The 20,706-nt window shown below is 67.9% G+C and carries 18 protein-coding genes, 3 pseudogenes and 1 riboswitch; of the genes and pseudogenes, 14 read left to right on the forward strand and 7 right to left on the reverse strand.

The window, feature by feature from the left end; translation table 11 throughout:
* Window positions 1–39 precede the first annotated feature (39 nt).
* Window positions 40–221, forward strand: a riboswitch (cobalamin riboswitch).
* Window positions 222–421: 200 nt separating this feature from the next.
* From ACIQ3B_RS02040 to ACIQ3B_RS02095, 12 genes are all read left to right on the forward strand, one after another.
* The gene (locus ACIQ3B_RS02040; RefSeq protein ID WP_397399648.1) at window positions 422–2,362 is read left to right on the forward strand and encodes a TonB-dependent receptor plug domain-containing protein; all 1,941 of its coding nucleotides are present in this window, start codon (window positions 422–424) and stop codon (window positions 2,360–2,362) included.
* Between the two features lie 5 nt (window positions 2,363–2,367).
* Entirely contained in the window at window positions 2,368–3,345 is a 978-nt protein-coding gene (locus ACIQ3B_RS02045) for a threonine-phosphate decarboxylase (RefSeq protein ID WP_397399649.1), read from the forward strand.
* Entirely contained in the window at window positions 3,342–3,947 is a 606-nt protein-coding gene (cobO, locus tag ACIQ3B_RS02050) for a cob(I)yrinic acid a,c-diamide adenosyltransferase (protein ID WP_397399650.1), read from the forward strand. The genes ACIQ3B_RS02045 and cobO overlap by 4 nt, the downstream gene beginning before the upstream one ends.
* A gap of 2 nt (window positions 3,948–3,949) precedes the next feature.
* Window positions 3,950–4,834, forward strand: a complete 885-nt coding sequence (locus tag ACIQ3B_RS02055; protein WP_397399743.1) for an ABC transporter substrate-binding protein — start codon at window positions 3,950–3,952, stop codon at window positions 4,832–4,834.
* Entirely contained in the window at window positions 4,831–5,817 is a 987-nt protein-coding gene (locus ACIQ3B_RS02060; RefSeq protein ID WP_397399651.1) for a FecCD family ABC transporter permease, read from the forward strand. Before ACIQ3B_RS02055 ends, ACIQ3B_RS02060 begins: the two co-directional genes overlap by 4 nt.
* Window positions 5,814–6,584 carry an ABC transporter ATP-binding protein gene (locus ACIQ3B_RS02065; protein WP_397399652.1) on the forward strand — a complete coding sequence of 257 codons (771 nt, stop codon included), beginning with the start codon at window positions 5,814–5,816 and terminating at the stop codon, window positions 6,582–6,584. Before ACIQ3B_RS02060 ends, ACIQ3B_RS02065 begins: the two co-directional genes overlap by 4 nt.
* Window positions 6,577–7,503 carry an adenosylcobinamide-phosphate synthase CbiB gene (cbiB, locus tag ACIQ3B_RS02070; RefSeq protein ID WP_397399653.1) on the forward strand — a complete coding sequence of 309 codons (927 nt, stop codon included), beginning with the start codon at window positions 6,577–6,579 and terminating at the stop codon, window positions 7,501–7,503. The genes ACIQ3B_RS02065 and cbiB overlap by 8 nt, the downstream gene beginning before the upstream one ends.
* Window positions 7,491–8,978, forward strand: coding sequence for a cobyric acid synthase (locus ACIQ3B_RS02075; RefSeq protein ID WP_397399654.1), 1,488 nt, complete (start codon window positions 7,491–7,493; stop codon window positions 8,976–8,978). The genes cbiB and ACIQ3B_RS02075 overlap by 13 nt, the downstream gene beginning before the upstream one ends.
* Window positions 8,975–9,991 carry a nicotinate-nucleotide--dimethylbenzimidazole phosphoribosyltransferase gene (gene cobT, locus ACIQ3B_RS02080; protein WP_397399655.1) on the forward strand — a complete coding sequence of 339 codons (1,017 nt, stop codon included), beginning with the start codon at window positions 8,975–8,977 and terminating at the stop codon, window positions 9,989–9,991. Before ACIQ3B_RS02075 ends, cobT begins: the two co-directional genes overlap by 4 nt.
* Before the next feature lies 1 nt (window position 9,992).
* Complete coding sequence (gene cobS, locus ACIQ3B_RS02085; RefSeq protein WP_397399656.1) at window positions 9,993–10,760, forward strand: adenosylcobinamide-GDP ribazoletransferase; 768 nt, start codon at window positions 9,993–9,995, stop codon at window positions 10,758–10,760.
* Between the two features lie 62 nt (window positions 10,761–10,822).
* Window positions 10,823–11,254 (forward strand): tyrosine phosphatase family protein, encoded by a 432-nt coding sequence (locus ACIQ3B_RS02090; RefSeq protein WP_397399657.1) that lies wholly within the window; start codon window positions 10,823–10,825, stop codon window positions 11,252–11,254.
* A gap of 110 nt (window positions 11,255–11,364) precedes the next feature.
* Window positions 11,365–12,273: a LysR family transcriptional regulator gene (locus ACIQ3B_RS02095; RefSeq protein WP_397399658.1), complete on the forward strand. Its 909-nt coding sequence runs from the start codon at window positions 11,365–11,367 to the stop codon at window positions 12,271–12,273.
* On the opposite strand, the gene ACIQ3B_RS02100 is transcribed toward ACIQ3B_RS02095, so the two are convergent.
* The 7 genes and pseudogenes from ACIQ3B_RS02100 to trbE form a co-directional block, all read right to left on the reverse strand.
* The gene (locus tag ACIQ3B_RS02100; protein ID WP_397399659.1) at window positions 12,218–12,484 is read right to left on the reverse strand and encodes a DUF2274 domain-containing protein; all 267 of its coding nucleotides are present in this window, start codon (window positions 12,482–12,484) and stop codon (window positions 12,218–12,220) included. The two genes, ACIQ3B_RS02095 and ACIQ3B_RS02100, sit on opposite strands and share 56 nt — an antisense overlap.
* A complete protein-coding gene (locus ACIQ3B_RS02105; RefSeq protein WP_397399744.1) occupies window positions 12,481–13,668 on the reverse strand; it encodes a TrbI/VirB10 family protein in 1,188 nt (395 codons plus the stop codon). Before ACIQ3B_RS02105 ends, ACIQ3B_RS02100 begins: the two co-directional genes overlap by 4 nt.
* A 49-nt stretch (window positions 13,669–13,717) precedes the next feature.
* A complete protein-coding gene (locus ACIQ3B_RS02110; protein WP_397399745.1) occupies window positions 13,718–13,933 on the reverse strand; it encodes a TrbG/VirB9 family P-type conjugative transfer protein in 216 nt (71 codons plus the stop codon).
* Window positions 13,924–15,042, reverse strand: a pseudogene (gene trbL, locus ACIQ3B_RS02115) (P-type conjugative transfer protein TrbL); the annotation flags it as partial. The gene ACIQ3B_RS02110 and the pseudogene trbL, both read right to left, overlap by 10 nt.
* Window positions 15,039–15,314, reverse strand: a complete 276-nt coding sequence (trbK-alt, locus tag ACIQ3B_RS02120; protein ID WP_397399660.1) for a putative entry exclusion protein TrbK-alt — start codon at window positions 15,312–15,314, stop codon at window positions 15,039–15,041. The pseudogene trbL and the gene trbK-alt, both read right to left, overlap by 4 nt.
* A complete protein-coding gene (trbJ, locus tag ACIQ3B_RS02125; RefSeq protein ID WP_397399661.1) occupies window positions 15,311–16,066 on the reverse strand; it encodes a P-type conjugative transfer protein TrbJ in 756 nt (251 codons plus the stop codon). Before trbJ ends, trbK-alt begins: the two co-directional genes overlap by 4 nt.
* Window positions 16,063–18,042: pseudogene (gene trbE, locus ACIQ3B_RS02130) on the reverse strand (conjugal transfer protein TrbE); the annotation flags it as partial. The pseudogene trbE and the gene trbJ, both read right to left, overlap by 4 nt.
* A 16-nt stretch (window positions 18,043–18,058) precedes the next feature.
* Here trbE and ACIQ3B_RS02135 point away from each other — a divergent pair.
* Window positions 18,059–18,559, forward strand: a pseudogene (locus tag ACIQ3B_RS02135) (TolC family protein); the annotation flags it as partial.
* A gap of 318 nt (window positions 18,560–18,877) precedes the next feature.
* Window positions 18,878–20,494: an AbgT family transporter gene (locus ACIQ3B_RS02140; protein WP_397399662.1), complete on the forward strand. Its 1,617-nt coding sequence runs from the start codon at window positions 18,878–18,880 to the stop codon at window positions 20,492–20,494.
* The last annotated feature ends 212 nt before the right edge of the window (window positions 20,495–20,706 follow it).

Raw genomic sequence — 20,706 nt, forward strand, 5'->3', positions numbered from 1 at the left:
ATCGCCGCTCGGACGGCGTACGTGGTCGTGGCGCTGCCATGGAGTATCTGGCCCATAGGTCCTCCCGGAATGAAGGATCAGCTTGGCTGATTCCCCCACACTCCGGGACCAGACAACTAGCCACTGGGATGCGAAGGCGTTGAGCCGGAGGTCCTGGGAAGGCGGTCTGCACCGGCGTTGACCCGCGAGCCAGGAGACCTGCCCGTCGCGGTCGTCCTTCGCGCGGACGTGGTGTGCCGAGCGGAACGGGATCTACCCGAATGACGACGTCTGTTGGGCCGCGTTCGCGCGTGGTCGCGTTAGGGCGCGCGTCTTGTGTTCCCGAAACGCGATTCGCATGCGGGCCGGCTCGTCGTCGAGCAAGGGATAGACCCGTATGAGGTACGAGCTTCTCCTAACTGTATCAACCGCTGCCGTCGCGATGATCGCGACCAATGCCGCGGCGCAGTCCGCCGATCCGCCAGTCCGGTCGGCGGCCAATGCCACTGCGGATCCGACGCTTCTGGAAGAGATAGTCGTCACCGCAAACCGCTCCGCCCAGGCTGCCGATCGTGTCGGTCAGTCGGTCACAGTGCTGACCGAAGCGGAGATCCAAGCCAATCAAACGGTGAGCGTGGCGGACCTGCTGGTGCGCACACCTGGCGTTACATTCGCGCGCAATGGCGGGATCGGCACCAATACCTCACTGCGCATCCGGGGCGCGGAGACCGACCAGACCGTGGTGGTGATCGACGGCGTCAAGCTGAACGATCCGTCGGGGACAGGCGGCGGCTTCAACTTCGGCAATTTGCTGGTCGGCTCGATTGCCCGCATCGAAGTCCTGCGCGGTGCGCAGTCGACTCTGTGGGGCAGCCAGGCGATCGGCGGCGTCGTGAACATCGCGACGGCCGAGCCGACACGACCGTTTCAGGCGACGCTGGACGCCGAAGGCGGCTCGCGCGGCACCACCTATCTGCGTGGCGGGATCGGCGGCGCGAGCGAGCGTGCCACCTGGCGCCTGGCTGCCTCCCACTACCGGACCGACGGCTTTTCGACCTTCGCTCGCGGCACCGAGGGCGACGGCTATGAGAACCTTGGTCTCAGCGGGCGCGCCAATGTCCGGATTGTACACGGTGTGTCGGTCGATCTGCGTGCGGTTTATTCGGACGGGAAGGTCGACATCGACGGCTTTCCACCGCCGAGATTTGCGTTCAGCGACACGCCCGAGACGTCGCGGACCCGGGAATTGGTCGCCTACGCGGGGCTCAATTTCGATCTGTTGGGTGGTCGGCTGAGCAACCGGCTCGCTTACGCTTATACCAGCACCGACCGGAACAATGTGAACCCGGCCCAGGCGGTTACGACCAGGACCTTCGACGCTCGGGGCGAGAACCGCCGGGTCGAATATCAGGGCGTGCTCGACATAAGTCTGGGCTGGACGGCGACCTTTGGTGCCGAGCATGAGGACAGCGATTTCCGCAGCGCCTCGCCCACGTCTACCGTCCCAAACCCGGTTCCGGCGAGGGCGAGCGTCACGATCAACGGGGCCTATGCCCAGGTCCAGGCCGAAGTCGTGCGAGGCCTGACCCTGACGGGCGGCGTGCGTCGCGACGAGCACGAGACCTTTGGCGGCAAGACACTCGGTCAGGCTGCGGCGGCCTGGTCGCTGAACGGCGGGGCGACCGTCGTACGAGCCAGCTTCGGCCAGGGGTTCAAGGCCCCCAGCCTGTTCCAGCTCTTCAGCAACTTCGGCAACACCGACCTGCGGCCCGAAGAGGCCGATGGCTGGGACGCCGGGGTCGAGCAACGCCTGTTCGGCGATCGCGTCCTTGTCTCGGCGACCTATTTCAGCCGCGAGACGCTCAACCAGATCGACTTCGTCTCCTGTCCCGGCACGGTGGCGGTCACGGCGGCACCGCTGTGCTTCTCAAACGGGCTCCGCCGCTCCGGCTACTACAATAACACCGCCCGGACTGAGGCGGAGGGCGTCGAACTGGCGGCCGGACTGACGCTGGGCAAGTTCAATATCGAGGGTAACTACACCCGGACCGACACCCGGAACCGGGCGCCCGGCACCCATTTCGGTCGGCAGCTGGCGCGGCGACCGGCGGACGCGGCCAACCTGATCGCGACCTATGTCTGGCCGTTCGGGCTGTCGACGTCGATCGCGGTGCAACACGCCGGCGACAGTTTCGACAACGCTTCGAACACAACCCGGCTCAAGGGTTACACGCTGGTCGATCTGCGGATGTCTCTGCCGATCAACGACACGATCGAGCTCTACGGTCGGGTCGAGAATGTCGGCGATGAGGTCTACGAGACGACGCGCAACTTTGGCGTGGCGGGTCGCGGTGCCTTCGTCGGCGTCCGGGCGCGGTTCTAGTGCCGATGACATCCCGGATCGACCACGGCGGAAGGCTGGCGGCGGCGCGAGCGGATCACCCCCTCGCGCCGGAGCCTTGGCTTGACCTGTCGACCGGGATCAATCCCGAAGGCTGGCGACAGCGGGGGGTGCCGGTGTCCGTCCTCGCGCGGCTGCCGGACCCGGCCGACCTTGCCGCGCTGGAGGCGGTCGCGGCCAACGCCTTTGGCACCGACCCCGACCGCGTCGTCGCGGTCGGGGGAGCGGAGGCCGGCCTGCGGCTGCTGCCCGTGATTATATCCGCCCGGCGCGTGGTGATCGCGTCCCCCATCTATGGCAGTCACGCCGATGCCTGGGCGCTGGCGGGTGCCACGGTGATCGAGACGCCGCGCGAGAAGCTGTTCGGCGAGGACGCCGACGTCCGCATCATCGTCAACCCGAACAATCCGGATGGGGCTGCAACGCCCGGAGCGGAGCTGGTAGCGCAGTCCGGGGATCGATGGCTGATCGTCGACGAATCGTTCGTCGAGGTCGAACCGGAACTGAGCGCCGCCGCGCTTCGCGCCGAGCGGACGATCGTCCTGCGGTCGTTCGGCAAATTCCACGGCCTGCCCGGGGTGAGGCTCGGGTTCGTCGTCGCGCCGCTGGACATCGCGCGGCAGTTGCGCGCGCGGATCGGCGACTGGCCGGTCGGCGCGGATGCGATCGCCATGGGTCGCGCTGCCTATCGCGACGCCGCATGGGCGGATCGCATCCGCAAGCGCCTGGCGGCCGACGCTGCACGACTGGATGGGCTGCTGGCAAGCTATGGCTTGGAGATCGTAGGCGGTACGAGCCTGTTTCGGCTGGCGCGGTGCGAAGACGCCAAGGCGCGTGCATGGCGGCTCGGCGAGCAGGGCGTGCTGGTCCGCACCTTTTCTCACGACGCCGACTTGATCCGCTTCGGTGTGCCCGGCCGCAGCAACTGGCGTCGACTTGTACAAGCCCTGGAGCGTTCACGATGACCCAAGCGACCGACGCCGAACACACCGCCGCGATGAAGGCGCTCCAGGCCGAGCGGCGCGAACTGATGCGCTCCAAGACCGAGGAGCGCGGCCTGCTGATCGTCAACACCGGCGACGGCAAGGGCAAGTCGACCGCCGGGTTCGGCATGGTCGCCCGCGCCCTCGGCTGGGGCCAGAAGGTGGGGATCGTCCAGTATATCAAGGGCAAGTGGATCACTGGCGAACGCCAGTTCTTTCGTAAATTCCCCGATCAGGTCCGCTACGAGGTCATGGGCGAAGGCTTCACCTGGGACACGCAGGATAGGGCCAATGATATCGCGGCGGCCGAGGCTGCGTGGGCGACCTCGCTGGAGATGATCGCCGATCCGACGCTCGACCTCGTCCTGCTCGACGAGCTGAACATCGCTCTGCGCTACGACTATCTCGACATTCAGGCGGTCGTCGCCGGCCTGATTGCGCGGCCCGAGGGCAAGCATGTGTGCGTCACCGGCCGCAACGCCAAGCCCGAACTGCTGGCGGCCGCTGATCTCGTCACCGAGATGACGCTCGTCAAACACCCGTTCGAACAGGGCGTGAAGGCGCAGCGGGGGATCGACTTTTGACGATGCTCCTGGACCGGCGCCTTGTCCTGGCCGGCGGGCTGATGATGACCGCCGGCTGCACGGCCGCGCCGGCCCTGGCGCCGCCGGAGGGCTCGCAAACGCCGGTCGGACGCCCGAGGCGCGTGGTCTCGCTGAACCCCTGTCTCGACGTGATCCTCGTGGAGGTCGCGGACCGGGCCCAGATCGGCGGGCTCAGCCATTATGCCCGCGACGCCTATAGCTCCACGATCGCCGATGTCGCCCGGACCCTGCCGTTCACCTATGAGTCGGCCGAGGAGGTTCTCGCCTTGAGGCCCGATCTGGTGCTGACCGAACGGCACTCGTCGCTCGCGACCCGGAATGCGCTCGACCGGCTGAACATTCCCAAGGCGTTGTTCGGTGTGCCTGACACCGTCGCCGAAAGCCTTGAGCAGGTGCGGGAGGTCGCCCGGCTGGTCGGCCATCCCGTTCGCGGCGAGGCCCTGGTTCGGCGGATCGAGTCCGCTTTGGCCGCGGCGGCACCTGCCCCCGGCGCGCGTCCGCTGTCGGCGCTGATCTTCATGCCGGGCGGGTTTGCTTCGGGGCCGGGGACGCTGATGGACGAGATGATGCGGCGGATGGGCCTCGCCAATGCTGCCAAGCGCTACGGCCTTCGCCAATCGATGCATGTGCCGCTGGAGCGGGTCATCGCCGACCCGCCCGACATCCTGCTCGCGGGGGAGCCCTATCCGGGCGCGCCGAGCTGGGCCGAGCGGGTGATGGAGCATCCCGCGCTGGTCCGCGTCGCTGGTCGGATGCAACGCGCGGTCTTTCCCGAACGGCTGCTGTTTTGCGGGGGGCCAGTCCTGATTCGGACGGCGGCCGCCCTTTCGCGCGCCCGCCAAGCGGCTCTGAGAATGAGGGCATGAAACCCGTCAGCCGACCTCTTCTCTTTGCCGGATTGATCGTCCTGCTCATCCTGCTGTCGGGGATCAGCCTGATCGCCGGCAAGGTCTGGGTGCCTTGGAGCGCCTGGATATCACCCGACGTCGATCCACGCTGGGCCATCGTGTTCGAGTTGCGCCTGCCGCGCACGATCCTGGGGCTCGCCGTCGGTGCCGCGCTGGGGCTCTCGGGCGCGGTACTCCAGGGCTATACGCGCAACCCCCTCGCCGATCCCGGCGTACTGGGCGTGTCGTCCATCGCCGCGCTGGGGGCCGTCCTGACCCTCTACTACGGCGTCACCGCCGCCGCGCCCTGGGCGCTGCCGGTTGCGGCGATCAGCGGGGCGCTCATCGGGGTCGCCATCCTGATGCTGTTGTCGGGTTCGGCCTCCAGCCTGGTCACCTTCATCCTGGCGGGTGCCATCCTGAACATCCTGGCCAGTGCGGGCGTCTCGCTCGCCCTGTCGTTAGCACCCAATCCCTGGGCGGTGAACGAGATCGTCGACTGGCTGATGGGGTCGCTGGCGGATCGCAGCTTCGAGGAGGTCACGATGGCGCTGCCACTGATCGCGGTGGGCTGCGCGATGCTGCTGACCACCGGACGTGCCCTCGACGCCCTGACGCTGGGCGAGGTCGGCGCGCGATCGCTGGGCATCTCCATGCCGGTGACGCGCTGGACGCTGGCGCTCGGCGTGGCGCTCGCCGCCGGGGCCAGCGTGGCCGTCACCGGCGTGATCGGCTTCGTAGGCCTGGTGACGCCGCATCTGCTGCGACCGCTGGTGGGAGCGAGGCCCGGTGCCCTGCTCGTACCGAGCATCCTTGGAGGGGCGGTCATCGTCCTGGCCGGTGACATACTGGTGCGGCTGACCCCGGCGGCGGGCGAGGTCAAGCTGGGCGTCGCCATGGCGGGGCTCGGCGCGCCCTTCTTCCTCTGCCTGCTGCTCCGGCTGCGAAGAACGATCGCATGAGCATCCTGTCCTGCACCGATCTGAGGGTGGAGATCGGTCCCAAGGTCATCCTCTCGGGGATCGATTTGTCGATCGAAACCGGCCAGATCACGGCCATCGTCGGCCCGAACGGTGCCGGCAAGTCGACGCTGCTGAGCTGTGTTGCGGGACTGCGTGCACCGACCTCGGGCACGGCCGCGCTGGACGGCGTCGCCTTGTCGTCGATCAAGCCCCGGGAGCGGGCCAGGCGGTTGGCCTTACTGCCGCAGACGCCCGATATCGCCTGGTCGGTCGAGGCGCGGACCCTGATCGAACTGGGGCGCACACCGTTCATCGGTGCGCGGGGGCAGGGGGACGAAGACCGTGTGGCGGTCGATCGGGCCATGGCAGCGGCCAATGTCGCCGCGTTCGAGCATCGGATCGTCGACACCCTGTCGGGCGGCGAGCGGGCTCGGGTCCTGATCGCGCGAGCCTTGGCCGGGGAACCTGAATGGCTGCTGGCCGACGAGCCTCTGACCGGGCTCGACCCCGCCCACCAACTCGACGCTGCGGCGCTGTTCCGGCGAATGGCCGATGAGGGGGTGGGCGTGATCGTCACGCTGCACGACCTTTCGATGGCGCTGCGGCTGTCCGATCGGATCATCGTCCTCGCAGACGGCAGCGTTCTGGCCGACGACCCGCCCGCGACCGCCCTGACCCCCGAAGTGCTGAGGCGCGCCTATGGCGTGGAGGCGACCCTGACCCAGGGGCCGGGCGGTCCCCTGATCGACGTGATCCGCCGTGGATAGGGGCAGCGGTCGACTGGCCTTGGCGGCCTTGGTTGTCGAGGCACTGGCCGGCTATCCGGATCGGCTGCATCGACGCGTTCCGCATCCCGTCGTCGGACTGGGGGCGCTGATCGACGCGGGCGAGCGGCGGCTGAACCGCCCGGATCGGTCGCCGGCCCGCAGGCGGGTCGGCGGGATCGCCACGCTCGCCGGGACGGTCGGGGTGGCGGTGGCGGCAGGTCTGGCGGCCTCGCGCCTGCCCGGACCGGGACCCGTGCTGGCCGCGACCCTCGGTCTGGCGCAAAAGAGCCTTTACGATCACGTCGAAGCGGTCGCCCGGGCGCTTGAGGCGGACGATCTCCCCGCAGCGCGCGCCGCCGTCGGCAGGATCGTCGGGCGCGACACAGCGGTGCTGGACGCCTCCGGCGTCGCGGCGGCGGCGATCGAGAGTCTGGCCGAGAGCTTCAACGACGGCGTGGTCGCCCCGGCCTTCTGGCTGGCGATCGGGGGCTTGCCGGGCCTCTATGCCTACAAGGCCGTCAACACGGCGGACAGTCTGATCGGGCACCGGGAGCCGCGCTGGAAAGATTTCGGCTGGGCGGCGGCGCGCACCGACGACGTCATGAACCTGGCACCGGCACGGCTGGCGGGGGCTCTGGTCGCGGCAGCCGGGGGTGGTGGCTGGCGGGTGATGCTGCGCGATGCCCGTCATCATGCTTCGCCCAATGCCGGCTGGCCCGAGGCGGCGATGGCGGGGGCGCTCGGCGTGCGTCTGGGCGGTCCCGTGGCCTATGATGGCGTGATGACCAAGCGCCCCTCTTTCGGGGAGGGCCCTGCGCCGGTCGTCTCCGACCTGCGACGGGCGCTGACCCTCTATGTCCGCGCGTGCGGCCTGCTTTGGCTCACGGTCTCGATTGGAGGGCGCGCATGGCGGCGTTGATGATCCAGGGCTGCGGCTCGGACGTCGGCAAGTCCGTGCTGGTCGCAGGGCTCTGCCGTCTGTTCACGAACCGGGGCTACCGCGTCCGGCCGTTCAAGCCCCAGAACATGAGCAATAACGCCGCCGTCACCGAGCCCGACGAGACCGGGCGGCGCGGCGAGATCGGTCGCGCGCAGGCCTTGCAGGCGATCGCCTGCCGCACCCCGCTGACCGTCCACATGAACCCGGTGCTCCTGAAACCCCAGAGCGACGTGGGCGCCCAACTGGTGGTGCGCGGCCATGTCGAGGCCAGCTATCAGGCCATGGCCTATCAGGCGCGCAAGGCGGCGCTGCTGGACATCGTTCTGGACAGCTTCCGTCGGCTGGAGACCGAGGCCGACCTCGTCATCGTCGAGGGGGCGGGCAGTCCGGCGGAGATCAATCTGCGCGCAGGGGACATTGCCAACATGGGATTTGCGCTGGCCGCCGATGTGCCGGTCATGCTGGTCGGTGACATCGACCGTGGTCATGTCATAGCCGCCCTGGTCGGCGCCAAGGCCGTGCTCGACGAGGCGGACGGCGCGGCCATCAAGGGTTTCATCATCAACAAGTTCCGGGGCGATCCCGCCCTGTTCGACGACGGGCGGCGCGAGATCGTGACGCGCACGGGGTGGCCCGACCTCGGCCTCGTCCCCTGGCTGGCGGCGGCGCGGCAGCTTCCCGCAGAGGACGCGGTGGTCCTCGGCGAAACCGTCGAATCCTGCATGCGTCGGGTGAAGATCGCCGTACCGATCCTGCGCCACATCGCCAACTTCGACGACTTCGATCCGCTTCAGGCCGAGGCCTCGGTCGAACTCGTCTACATCCCGCCCGGACGGCCGCTGCCGGGCGACGCCGATCTGATCATCCTGCCGGGCTCCAAGGCGACACTGGCGGACCTCGCCTTTGTCCGGGAGCAGGGCTGGGACATCGATCTGAAGGCGCATGTCCGGCGCGGGGGCCGCGTCCTGGGCATCTGCGGCGGGTTCCAGATGCTGGGTAAAAGCGTGGCCGACCCGGACGGGATCGAGGGACCGCCCGGCACAGCCGAGGGGCTGGGCCTGCTCGATGTCTGTACCGTCCTGACAGGCGAGAAAATCCTGGAGCCTTGCCGGGGCCGGACGGTCGTGGGTCAGGGTGCCTATGAGGGCTTCGAGATGCATATGGGCCGGACCACGGGCATCGGATTGAGCCGACCGCTGCTCCGGCGTGCGGACGGGCGTGACGAGGGCGCGGTCTCCGCCGACGGGCGGGTCGCCGGTTGCTACGTCCATCGCCTGTTCGACAGCGGCCCGGCGCGGGCAGCGCTGCTCTCGGAACTGGGCGTCGCCTCGCAGGCTGTCGATCACGGGCGGGCGGTGGATGCCGCCCTCGATGAGGTCGCCAACGCGCTCGAAACCCATCTGGACATCGCGACCCTGGCGCGGCTGGCCGGCCTCAAGGACTTGGAACTATGACCGGCCTGCCGCCCATCACCGAGGCGGCGGTTCGCGCGCGCCTCGACGCCCAGGCCCGCCCGCCCGGGTCGCTCGGTCGGATCGAGGATGTGGCGGTCCAACTGGCCCTGATCCAGCAGCGGATGAACCCACGCGCGGACGCGATCCGGCTGCTGATCTTCGCCGCCGATCACGGCCTGACCGAGGACGGTGTATCCCGCTATCCCGCCGAAGTGACCCAAGCCATGGTCGCGACCTTCCTGGCTGGCAAGGGCACCGCCAACGCCTTCGCCCGCGCCGTCGGCGCCGAGGTGACAATCATCGATGCCGGCGTGAACCCGGACCTCGCTCCCCACCCTGTGCTGATCGACGCCAAGGTCGGCCGGGGAACGCGTAACGCCGCGCGCGACCCTGCGATGACACTCAGCGAGGCGGAGCAGGCACTGCAGCGCGGCCGCGAACTGGCCATCGCGGTGATCGAACGGGGCACCGACGTGCTGGCGCTCGGCGAGATGGGCATCGGCAACAGTTCCTCGGCCGCCCTGTTGATGCATCGCTTGGCCCCGGCGTCGTTGAGCGATAGCGTGGGGCAGGGCGCCGGCCATGATGCCGACGGTCTGGCGCACAAGTTGAGCGTTCTCACCCGCGCCTCTGAACGTTCGGACGCAGTCGAACCGCTGGAGGTGTTGCGCCAGTTCGGCGGATTCGAGATCGCCATGATGGCGGGGGCTATCCATGGCGCGGCGGACCGGAGCACGCCGGTGGTCATCGACGGCTTCATCTGCACCGCCGCCGCCCTCGTCGCGATCCGGCTGCGACCCGAAACCGGCGCCGTCTGTCTGTTCGCCCATCGCTCGGCCGAGGCGGGGCATGACCGGATGTTGAAGATCCTGGGTGCCGAGCCGCTGCTGGACCTCGGCCTGCGCCTTGGCGAAGGCACGGGCGCATTGTTGGCCGCCCCGCTGTTGCGCGCGGCGGCCGCCCTGCTGTCGGACGTGGCGCGCCTGGACGACGTCATGGCAGGCCGGCTCTAAGATGCCACGCCAGCTCGCCCTGTTCCTGACGGCCGTACAGTTCCTGACCCGGATCCCGGTACCGACGCTGCATGATTTCCAGCCCGACTGGATCGCGCGGTCGGCGCGATATTTCCCGCTGGTGGGAGGCCTTGTCGGACTGGCCTCGGCAATCGTCCTGATCGCTGCTGACCGGGTCTGGACGGGCGTTTTGCCTGCCATGCTCGCGACGGCCGCGGGTATCCTGATGACCGGCGCGTTTCATGAAGACGGTCTGGCGGACGCAGCCGACGGCCTGGGCGGGGGCCAGACGCCTGAGCGACGCCTGGAGATCATGAAGGACAGCCGGGTCGGGACGTTCGGCGTTCTGGCTCTGGGTCTCGCGCTCGCTCTCAAGGTGGCGGCGCTGGGTCAGACTCCGGTCTGGCTCGCTGCGGCTGCGCTGGTCGCCGCCCATGCCGGGGGACGAGGCGCGGCGGTGGTGGTCATGCGCGTCCTCCCGTATGCCGGCGACCGGGCCTGGACCAAGGTCAAACCGGTGGCGGATGGCGTGACCACCGGTGAAGTGATCATCGCCGCGATCTTCGCCGCAGCAGCGCTGGCGCTCGCGGCACTTGCCGCCCCGCTGGCGACCCTGATCGCGCTGGTGACGGGGGCGGTCGCTGCCGTGATCATTGCGTTATTGGGCAGGCGGCTGATCGGCGGATGGGTCGGCGACACCCTGGGGGCTTGCGAGCAGGCGTTCGAGATCGGCTTTCTGGTCGCCTTCGCCGCCCTGGCCGCCTTTTGACCCTGGTCGTCTGCCCCCTGCATGAGATGGATCACGCGATCCGGCTCTGGAAGCCGTCCCACATGATCAGCATGGCGTCGCCGGGCGCTGAGGTGGCGGTGGTCGAGCCTGGGATCGAGCGCCTGCATCTGACCTTCAACGACATCGCCGAACCCCGGCCCGGGCTGCAGGCACCCTGTGTTGCGGATGTCGGTCTCCTTCTGGAATTCGCTCGCGCCTGGCCGAGCGAGGCCCCGATGCTCATCCAGTGCTGGGCCGGGGTCAGCCGATCACCGGCTGCAGCCTATGTCATTGGATGTGCACGATCAGAGCCCGGTCAGGAAGGCGTGTTGGCCGATCGTTTGCGAGGAGCCGCGCCGTTTGCGACGCCCAACCGCCGGATCGTCGAACTGGCGGATGGGCTGTTGTCGCGACGCGGCCGAATGGTCGACGGGATCGACCGGATTGGTCGCGGTGAAGAGGTGTCTATGGGGCAGACGTTCTGGCTCGAATAGAAAACGCAGATCAACGCGTCATCAAAAAGAAGACGCGCTGGATTCAAAATCCAGTTCCGAAACGAGTGCCGGTTCCCTGGCTAGCCGCACCAAAGCAAAGATTCTTTAGCGTGAGTGGCACCAACATAAGACATCTTCGACTGCTGATCGCCGCCGCAGATGCTGGAAGCTTTAGCGCGGCGGCCGCGCGCCTCGCCATAGAGGTGTCGGCCGTCAGCCGAGCCGTCCGAGATCTTGAGGACTCGATCGGCGTGTCACTTTTCGAGCGGCTCGCGCGTGGGATCCGGTTGACCGATGCCGGCAAGACCTATCTCGTTTCTGCGCGAGACATCGTGAATCGTTTCGAGAAGGCAGAGGCCGATGCGAAGCTCGCAGGCTCTGGGTTGAAGGGTCGGCTGGCTATCGGTTTTGTCTGGTCTTTTGCAAGCGGACCGATCGTCGATCTGATCCGCGAATATCAAGCGACGAATCGTGACGTCGCCGTGCGCATGTCCGAGCGCGGTGACGACGAATTGGTGGCCGGTCTCCGCGCGTTCGACCTCGATGTCGTGCTCACTGCAAGCGATCCGCCGCCCCTACCAAGATCGAAAGCGATCAATGGGCTCGCCAGCCAGCCGCTTTGGGTAGAGCGTCTCCTCGTAGCTATCCCAAGCACCCACTCGGCTGAATATCTGACATGGGACGATCTTTCGGCTCAAACGCTGCTCTGCCGGCCTGAGGACGATTGGCGCCGCTTCGTGGCGCATGTCGAACGCCTGGGCGGTCCGACCCTGAGGTTTTCCGAGCAGGACGTCGCGCTCGACAGTCTGCTCGGGCTTGTCGCGGCGGGACTCGGCTGGTCCATTCTGCCTATGAGCACTCTTCGACCGACCATGTCTGGCATCGGAGTCGCCGCGGTGTCTTCCGATGGTGCCGAACTCCAGGTCGAGGCTCTGTGGCGTCCGGAGGCGGACAATCCCGCGCTTAGGCGCTTCCTTGCTTTGGCGCGCCGGATGTTCCCCCAGCCTGGCCGGCATTGACCTTACGTCGAGCGCTGGCGAACCCCCGATCGGTCGCCATGAACCGCGCGAGCATCGGCGCGACGAGCCTGGCGGGCTCCACCGCCTGCCGGGTTTCGCGCCCGAGCAGGTCGGCATAGGCCACGAGGTCACGATGCACGGCCGCGGGCAGATCGACCGTCAATCGGACGGGTTTGTCGTCGTCGAGCGCGCCCAGTTTCAGCCGACTCATTCGGGGGCTCCTTCCGGGGCAAGGATCAGGTCGCGGGTGACGATCACCCGGACTGGATAGCCCGGTCGGATGGTCAGGGTCGGCCGGATGTCGAGCTGACGAAGGACGACCTCTTGACCCGCACCGCCGACGCTTTCCTGCACGCTGTCGCGGATCGCGCGGGCGATGTCGTTATCACTATCCGACCCGAGTTCTGCCCCGACGCCGATCAGCGTCGAGATCAAACCGGCGCGGATCAGGCGACCCCAATGACTATCTACACGGTCCTGGAGCCCGGCGAACCCTTGTGCATCCGCGCCCGGCTGACGCTCCAATACGATCAAGCGCCCATCGGGCAGGATCAGACGGTTCCAGACGAGCAAGACTCGCTCCTGACCGGAGCCGACCTCGGCGTCGTACTGGCCGATCAGCCGCGAGCCTTGCGGGATCAGCTGCTGTCGGCCGGTCGGGCTGTCGTAGACGGGGCTCGTCACCTGTGCGGTGACCTGGCCGGGAAGGTCGGAGCGAAGGCCGGTCAGGAGGGCTGCCGGAATGATTGATCCGGCTTCAAGCACATAAGGACTGACTGGCGCACGTAGGCGCTCGTCGCTTCTCGTCCGCCGATCGACGTCGCGCGCCAGAAAGGTTTCGCCGCGTCCCGGCGTTGGCGTGAGTGCATCGTCAAGTACGGGCGAAGTCGGTGTCGGCAGTTGCGCAGCCAGCACGGGTGCTACGGTACCCGCGGCTCCGGTTTCGGTCGCGTTGAATAGGCTGCTGGTCCGCGCGGCCTCACGCTCCTGTTCGGCGCGTTGAACCGCAGGATCGACCTGAGGCGTGGGAGGGGTGCCAGGCGCACCCGGCATCGCCGGGGTCGGAACGGGTTGTCCACGCTGTTGCGCGCTGAGCATCGGCCTCCCCAAATCGCCCGGCAGCGGCGGTCCCAACTGCGGCACACCCGAGTAATCGCGCGGCAGCTTTCCAAGACCATCGGCTTGGGCGACCCGGTCGGTGTTGTAGAGCTCGGCAGGCCCATTCTCGGCGTCGCGGCCCTGCAAAGCGACCACCAACGCCCCGCCGATGCCTAGGCTCGTGACCGCGCCGAGCCCGATCAGGACTTTGCGCGACAGGCGCGTAACGCCGGGAAGCGCGGGGCGGAGCCGCAGCTGGTCCGCGATCTCGCGTTCTGATCGGGCCGGTGTGGCCAACAGCTCTCGGTCGGCACCGGTGTCGATTGGCTCGTCCTCGGCAGGGCGCTCAGTCACGCGACACACTCCCGTCGGTCCGCTCGATGCGGACACGCTGCTGGCGGCGGTCGGCGCCGAGCCTCAGCTCGGCCGCACCGAACAGGCGGTCGACGATCATGTGGCGACCGCGGACACGGTAGTTGACCAGCTCGGCGTTACGGCCGTCGGCCGCGACCACGAACAACGGCGGCATGTCGCCCTGCGCGATGCCCGTCGGGAACTCGATGTAGACTCGGACGCCATCGTCATAGGCGCGGGACGGACGGTCGGGCCGCCGCTGGTCGAACCGCCGCCAGACGGAGCGCCGCCGCTCGGACCGGAACCGCCGGGGGTCGGAGCCCCACCGGGCGATCCACCTCCCGTTCCGGTCGGACCACGGGTCGCGGGCACGGTCGTCGCCGCAGCCGTGCGGCTGCCGACCGCACCGTCCGCGCCGGCGAGACCGCCTGCGGCGAGCCGGGCTGCGCCATAACCGGCGGCGACCACGCCGCCCGCGGCGAGGCCGGTGCCCACCGCCGCACCGGCGGAGAGCTGCGGTCCGCCGGAGACGATGCCGTTGGCGATGCCCGGTCCAAAGATGCCGAGCCCGAGCAGTGAAGTGGCCGCCAGCACGATGGCGAGCGCGTCCTCGATCGTCGGCTGGCCGCCCGCGAACCCGGCAGTGAACTGCGAGAACAGCGTCGAGCCGATGCCGACAATGACGGCGAGCACGAGGACCTTTACGCCCGACGAGATGACGTTGCCGAGGACGCGTTCGGCGAGGAAGGCGGTCTTGCCGAACAGGCCGAACGGAATGAGCACGAACCCCGCGAGCGTCGTCAGCTTGAACTCGATTAGCGTGACGAACAGCTGGATGGCGAGGATGAAGAAGCTGAGGATGACCAGTACCCAGGCGAACAGCAGCACCGCGATCTGGATGAAGTTCTCGAAGAAGCTCACGAATCCCATTAGTTCGGAGATCGAATCGAGAATTGGCCGCCCGGCGTCGATGCCGACCTGCGCGATGCGGCCGGGCCGCACGAAGTCGGCGGCGCTGACCGTGCCGCCCGAGGCTTGCAGCCCAAGGCCGGCGAAGCTCTCGAAGATGATCTGGGCGAGGCCGTTCCAGTTGCCGATGATGTAGGCGAAAATGCCGACGAAAAGGGTCTTCTTGACCAGCCGCGCGAGCACGTCGTCGTCGGAGGCCCACGTCCAGAATAGCGCTGCCAGCGTCACGTCGATGACGATCAGCGTGGTGGCGAGGAAGGCGACCTCGCCGGACAGCAGCCCGAAGCCTGAGTCAATGTACTGGGTGAAGACCGCCAGAAACCGGTCGATGACGCCGACGTTATTCACGGGCGTTGCTCCTGCTTAGCGGCCCCGAAGAACCGGGCGCGGTGTTCAGCCCAGGCCTGGCGACACGTAGGATCGACGGCGGCGGGGTCCGTGATCGCAGCACAGCGCGCGAGCTCGGTGGCGACCGGATCTGTCGGCCCGATCGCCGTGGCGACCGCGGCCGCCTTCGGCGGGGCCCGTCGCGCATCGATCACGGCGACGGCAAAGGCGACCGTCACAAACGCCGCCACGCCGAGCCGCACCCATAGCTGCGTGTCCCGGGTGAAGGTCACTGCGGGAACATCCGCACATCACCGGGCTGATAGCCGCGACCCGGGGCCACGAAGCGCCGCAGTTGCTCGCGTGCTTGCTCGGACGCGGCGGCCTGGCGAGCCTGCTCCAGCGCTTGGGCCCGTCCCTGCGCCGCAACGACTGCGGTTAAGTCGGCGATCTGCTGCGACTGCAACGCAAGGATCTGGTTGCCGGCTTGCGCCGCCTGGAGCGCGCCGGTCGCCGACTGGCTGGCGGTGACCAGCGTGGACATCTCCGCGCGCGCGCCGTCGAGGTTCCCGACCACGCCGGCCTGAACGCGAAGCGCATCCTCAAACGCGGCGACCGAGTTCGACCAGCGCTCGCGCGCGCTGTCGAACAGCTCACGGTTCGTCGCGGTCATGCTGGCGTTGGCGTAGCCGCCGCGCGTGAACGCCTCGTCGATCGAGCGGACGTCATACGCAATCCGCTGGGCTTCGCCGAGTAGTTGCTGCGTGCGCTGTATCTGACCCTGCAACGCCGCGAGCGACGAATGCGGCAGGCTCGCGAGATTGCGCGCCTGATTGACCAGCGAGGTCGCCTCGTTCTGGAGCGAGGCGATCTGATTGTTGATCTGCTGCAGGGCGCGCGCGGCCTGGAGCACGTTCTGGACGTGGTTGGTCGGGTCCCAGACCGCGATCTGGGCGGTGGCGGGCACGCTCGTGGTCAGCGCGAGCGAGACCGCGGCGCAGCCGGCGAGCAGCACGCGGGAAAGCGATCGGGTCTTCATAGTCATGTCTCCGTGTTGGCGGTGGGGATGAGTTCGGCGGCCCAGCCAAGGCCGCGACGGCGGAGCCAGCCGGCGGCGAAGCCGTCGCGCCCGCTGGTCGCCAGCACATCGGCGATGGCCGCCTGATCGGCCTTCGAGCTGGCGGCGGTGAAGGCGAGCGCGATGGGGCCGAGCCCTAGCTCGAACAGCCGGTTGCCGCGGCGGCTCTGGGCGTAATAATCGCGCTTGAGGGTCGCCCGCGCGACGATCTCGATCTGGCGGTCGTTGAGCCCGAACTTCTCGTAGATGCGCGCGATTTGCGGTTCGAGCGCGCGCTCGTTGGCGAGGAAGATGCGTGTCAGGCAGCTCTCGACGATCGCGGGCGCGATCGCCGAGCCGTCGATGTCGGCGAGGCTTTGCGTCGCGAACACGACGCTCGCGTTCTTCTTGCGGAGCGTCTTCAGCCACTCGCGCAGCTGGGTGCCAAAGGTCGGATCATCGAGCGCAAGCCAGCCCTCGTCGACGATCACGAGGGTCGCGCTTCCGTCGAGCCGGGCCTCGATCCGGTGGAACAGATAGGCGAGCACGGCGGGCGCGGCGGCGGTGCCGATCAATCCTTCGGTCTCGAACGCCTGGACGCTGGCAACGCCAAGCCGCTCATGGTCGCCGTCGAGGAGCCGGCCCCAAGGCCCGTCGAGACAGTAGGGCTGGAGCGCGCGCTTTAGCGTATTGGACTGGAGCAGCACCGACAGCCCGGTCAGCGTCCGCTCCGAGGGCGGCGCTGATGCCAGCGACGACAGCGCCGACCAGAGGTGGTCCTTGACCTCGGGGGTGACGGCCACCCCTTCGCGGGCGAGCACGCCGGCCAACCACTCGGCCGCCCAGGCGCGTTGGCCGGGCTCGTCGATCTCCGACAGCGGCTGTAGAGCGACCGGCTCGATGGCGTTGTCCGACAGCGCACCACCGAGATCGTGCCAGTCGCCGCCCATGGCGAGCGCGGCGGCGCGGATCGAGCCGCCGAAGTCGAAGGCGAACACCTGAGCCTGCGCGTAGCGCCGGAACTGCAGCGCCATCAGCGCGAGCAGCACACTCTTGCCCGCGCCCGTCGGCCCGACCACGAGCGTGTGGCCGACGTCACCGACATGGGGGCTGAAGCGGAACGGCGTCGAGCCTTCCGTCGCCGCGAAGAACAGCGGCGGGCCGTCGAGGTGGTCGTTGCGTTCGGGACCCGCCCACACCGCCGACAGTGGAATCATGTGCGCGAGGTTGATCGTCGAGATCGGCGGCTGGCGGACGTTGGCGTAGAGATGGCCGGGCAGGCTCCCGAGCCAGGCCTCGACCGCGTTGACGCCCTCGGTGATGGTCGTGAAGTCGCGGCCTTGGATCACCTTCTCGATGAGCCGCAGCCGATCGGCAGCGATACGCGGATCGTCATGCCAGACCGTGACCGTCGCGGTCACGAAGGCGTGGCCGACCATGTCGGCGCCGAGTTCCTGTAGCGCCTCGTCGGCGTCTGCCGCCTTGTTGGCGGCGTCGGTGTCGATCAGCGACGAGGCTTCGTTGGTCAGCACCTCCTTCAGCAACGCCGCGATCGACTTGCGCTTGGCAAACCATTGGCGGCGGATGCGGCCGAGCAGCTTGGCCGCGTCGGTCTTGTCCATGCAGACCGCGCGGGTGACCCACCGGTAGGGGAAGGCGAGCCGGTTCAGCTCGTCGAGGATCCCGGGGAAGGTCGAGGACGGGAAACCGACGACCGACAACGTGCGCAGGTGCGCGGTGCCGAGCCGCGGCTCGAGCCCGCCGGCGAACGGTCGATCGGCGAGCAGCGCGTCGAGGTGCATCGGCGTCTCGGGGACGCGCACGCGGTGGCGCGCGGTCGAGACGCAGGAATGGAGGTAGGTCAGCGTCTCGGTGTCCGAGAGCCAGGCGGCTTCGGGAACGAAGCTCTCGATCAGGTTCAGCAGCCGGTCGGTGCGATCGACGAACTGGTCGAGATGATCGCGGGCCGGCGCATCGCGGGCGGCGCTCTATCCCAGCCTGTCGCTGGGGGCTTCGGCCGGGCTGGCTGCAACTCCGGCCGATTTGAGCGACGCCGGCGCCTTCCGCTTTGCCATCGGGCCGGCACTCAACTGGGGGATATTCAATCTCGGCCGGGTCAAGGCTGGCATTGCCGCCGCCGATGCCAATAGCGAAGCGGCCGCTGCCACATGGCAGCAGACCCTGCTGGCGGCAGTCGAAGAGACCGACGGTGCTGTGGATGGTTGGCTCAGCGCCCGACGCAGCACCGAGGCCGCCCGCAGCGCGCGCGGGGCTGCAGAGGTGTTGGTAGGGGCCGCGCGCTCGCGTAACCGCGCCGGGCTATCCAGTACCTTTGAACTTGCCGAGGCTGAGGCTGGCTACCTTGCCGCTGAAGCCGCATATACCGCCGCCGAGGCCGGCGAGCGTGACGCCTGGGCTACCGCAAACCTCTCCCTCGGCGCCGGATGGCGCAGCGAGTCGCCCAGGACGCCGTCAAGCTGATGCTACGCCCCGGAATGCCCGCCTCCGTGGGTGACATTGTCCGGTGCAGCAAGACGTCGTCGAGCTTTCGCCACGGTCGAGCGCTGACCTGGTCCCCGTCGCAGCATGTATCAGGGAGAGCATCGGCATGGGCTACGCTCCGCGCGGATCTGGGTTACGCGGCAACGCCAGCCGTTATATGAACGATTGCGCGTGAGGTGGCGCCGCGCGGTGTGCGGTCGGGCCGAATTTTGCAGCTGAACCCAAACCGGGTCTTGAGGACATGTCCGCGGCCCTTGACGCTTTGCTTCAAGCCTGTCGCCCCGAAGGAGTAGAGGTGTGAGTCAGTCCGAGTTGGAATCTGGCGGACGGCCCAATCGAGGCTTTCTTGCGATTGTAGAGCGGCTGGGCAATCTGCTGCCTGATCCGATCATGATTTTTGTCTGGCTTATCGCGGGCCTGATGGCCTTCTCGGCTTTGGGCGCTGCGCTGGGCTGGTCGGCCTCATTTGCCTTCACCGGGACCGAGGCGCCGCCCTTTGGCGTGCTCAAGGACGGCGTGCTGACCTTCCAGGCGCAGTCGCTCTTCTCGGAAGAGAACATCACCCGGCTGTTCACCGAGATGCCGCGCACCCTGACCGGTTTTGCACCGCTGGGTACCGTTCTGGTCGTGATCTTCGGGGCGGCCGTGGCCGAGCGAGTGGGGCTGTTCAGCGCCCTCATCCGGGCCAGCCTGCGCAACGCACCCCGCGTGATCCTGACGCCGATGGTGGCGGTGGTCGGGATGATGTCGCACCACGCATCCGACGCGGCCTATGTGGTGTTTATCCCGCTCGCCGGGTTGCTCTATGCGTCCGTCGGTCGTCATCCGCTTGTGGGGATCGCTGCGGCGTTCGCCGCTGTCTCGGGCGGGTTTGCGGGCAACATCACGCCCGGCCAGACCGACGTGATCCTGTTTGGCTTCACCCAGGAGGCCGCCCGCATCATTGATCCGACCTGGACGATGAACCCGCTGGGCAACTGGTGGTTCATTCTGGGCATCGTGGTGGTGTTCACGCCGATCATCTGGTTCGTCACAGACCGGATTGTCGAACCCCGTCTGGGCGCCTGGGGCGGTGAGGCGGATGATGGCCTGAAAGCCGAACTGGCGCGCTCGGCAGTGACTGATCTGGAGGCGCGGGGCCTGCGGATGGCTGGGGTGGCGGCGCTGGGGGTCGTGCTCGCGTTTGCGGCTTTGGCTCTGTGGCCGGGCTACACGCCGCTGATCGATGAAAGCAAGACCGGTCCGTCCCAGCTCCAGCCCCTCTACGGGGCCCTGGTCGGAGGGTTCATGCTGCTGTTCCTGATCAGCGGTATCGCGTTCGGCGTTGGCGCCGGGACGGTCAGGACGACGCAGGATGTGATCGAAAAGATGATCGACGGGGTGCGGGTGATGGCGCCCTACATCGTCTTCGTATTCTTTGCGGCCCACTTTGTGGCGATGTTCAACTGGTCGCGCCTGGGGCCGATTGCAGCGATCCACGGGGCCGAAGCGCTGAAGGGATTGGCCCTTCCGCCCGCGATTTTGCTGGTCAGCGTGCAAGGGTTCTCATCTCTGCTGGACCTGTTCATTGGCTCGGCATCGGCCAAGTGGAGTGCGATGGCGCCGGTGGTGGTGCCGATGTTCATGTTGCTGGGGATCTCGCCGGAGATGACCACCGCCGCCTACCGCATGGGCGACAGCTACACCAACATCATGACGCCGCTCATGTCCTACTTCCCGCTGGTACTGGCCTTCTGTCGGCGCTGGACGCCGTCGACCGGCGTGGGATCCCTGCTGGCCTTGATGTTGCCCTATGCGTTGGGGTTCATGGTGGTGGGTATGGCCATGACCATGACCTGGGCCCATTTTGACCTGCCGCTAGGGCCGGGCGCAGAGGTTCACTACACGCCACGGGGAAAACTCTCGGTCCCCTGACCCGGCCCAACGACGTCCGACCCTTTTGCGCCGCTGGCCTGCCCGGGCGCCTGGTGCGCGAGGTGTGATCGCGCCCGTACAGGCCTTGGGTGTGATGGCTTCGCCCCGGAATATGGCGAAACAAGGCAAAACATTTCTGTGGCGTTACAATTCTACAGGTGAGATCCTCTTCCTGCGAACGGTTGTTCAAAGCGTCACAAATAGAGGACGCG

It is taken from the genome of Phenylobacterium sp. (assembly GCF_044358365.1).
Taxonomy (GTDB): domain Bacteria; phylum Pseudomonadota; class Alphaproteobacteria; order Caulobacterales; family Caulobacteraceae; genus Phenylobacterium.

What these genes read in the sequence shown, in the direction of transcription:
- ACIQ3B_RS02045 (WP_397399649.1), top strand. Translation starts at nt 2,368, where the DNA reads ATGACATCCCGGATCGACCACGGCGGAAGGCTGGCGGCGGCGCGAGCG.
- ACIQ3B_RS02090 (WP_397399657.1), top strand. Translation starts at nt 10,823, where the DNA reads ATGATCAGCATGGCGTCGCCGGGCGCTGAGGTGGCGGTGGTCGAGCCT.
- cobS (WP_397399656.1), top strand. Translation starts at nt 9,993, where the DNA reads ATGCCACGCCAGCTCGCCCTGTTCCTGACGGCCGTACAGTTCCTGACC.
- trbJ (WP_397399661.1), bottom strand. Translation starts at nt 16,066, where the DNA reads ATGACTATGAAGACCCGATCGCTTTCCCGCGTGCTGCTCGCCGGCTGC.
- ACIQ3B_RS02075 (WP_397399654.1), top strand. Translation starts at nt 7,491, where the DNA reads ATGGCGGCGTTGATGATCCAGGGCTGCGGCTCGGACGTCGGCAAGTCC.
- ACIQ3B_RS02060 (WP_397399651.1), top strand. Translation starts at nt 4,831, where the DNA reads ATGAAACCCGTCAGCCGACCTCTTCTCTTTGCCGGATTGATCGTCCTG.
- ACIQ3B_RS02065 (WP_397399652.1), top strand. Translation starts at nt 5,814, where the DNA reads ATGAGCATCCTGTCCTGCACCGATCTGAGGGTGGAGATCGGTCCCAAG.
- ACIQ3B_RS02100 (WP_397399659.1), bottom strand. Translation starts at nt 12,484, where the DNA reads ATGAGTCGGCTGAAACTGGGCGCGCTCGACGACGACAAACCCGTCCGA.
- cobO (WP_397399650.1), top strand. Translation starts at nt 3,342, where the DNA reads ATGACCCAAGCGACCGACGCCGAACACACCGCCGCGATGAAGGCGCTC.
- ACIQ3B_RS02055 (WP_397399743.1), top strand. Translation starts at nt 3,950, where the DNA reads ATGCTCCTGGACCGGCGCCTTGTCCTGGCCGGCGGGCTGATGATGACC.
- ACIQ3B_RS02040 (WP_397399648.1), top strand. Translation starts at nt 422, where the DNA reads ATGATCGCGACCAATGCCGCGGCGCAGTCCGCCGATCCGCCAGTCCGG.
- cobT (WP_397399655.1), top strand. Translation starts at nt 8,975, where the DNA reads ATGACCGGCCTGCCGCCCATCACCGAGGCGGCGGTTCGCGCGCGCCTC.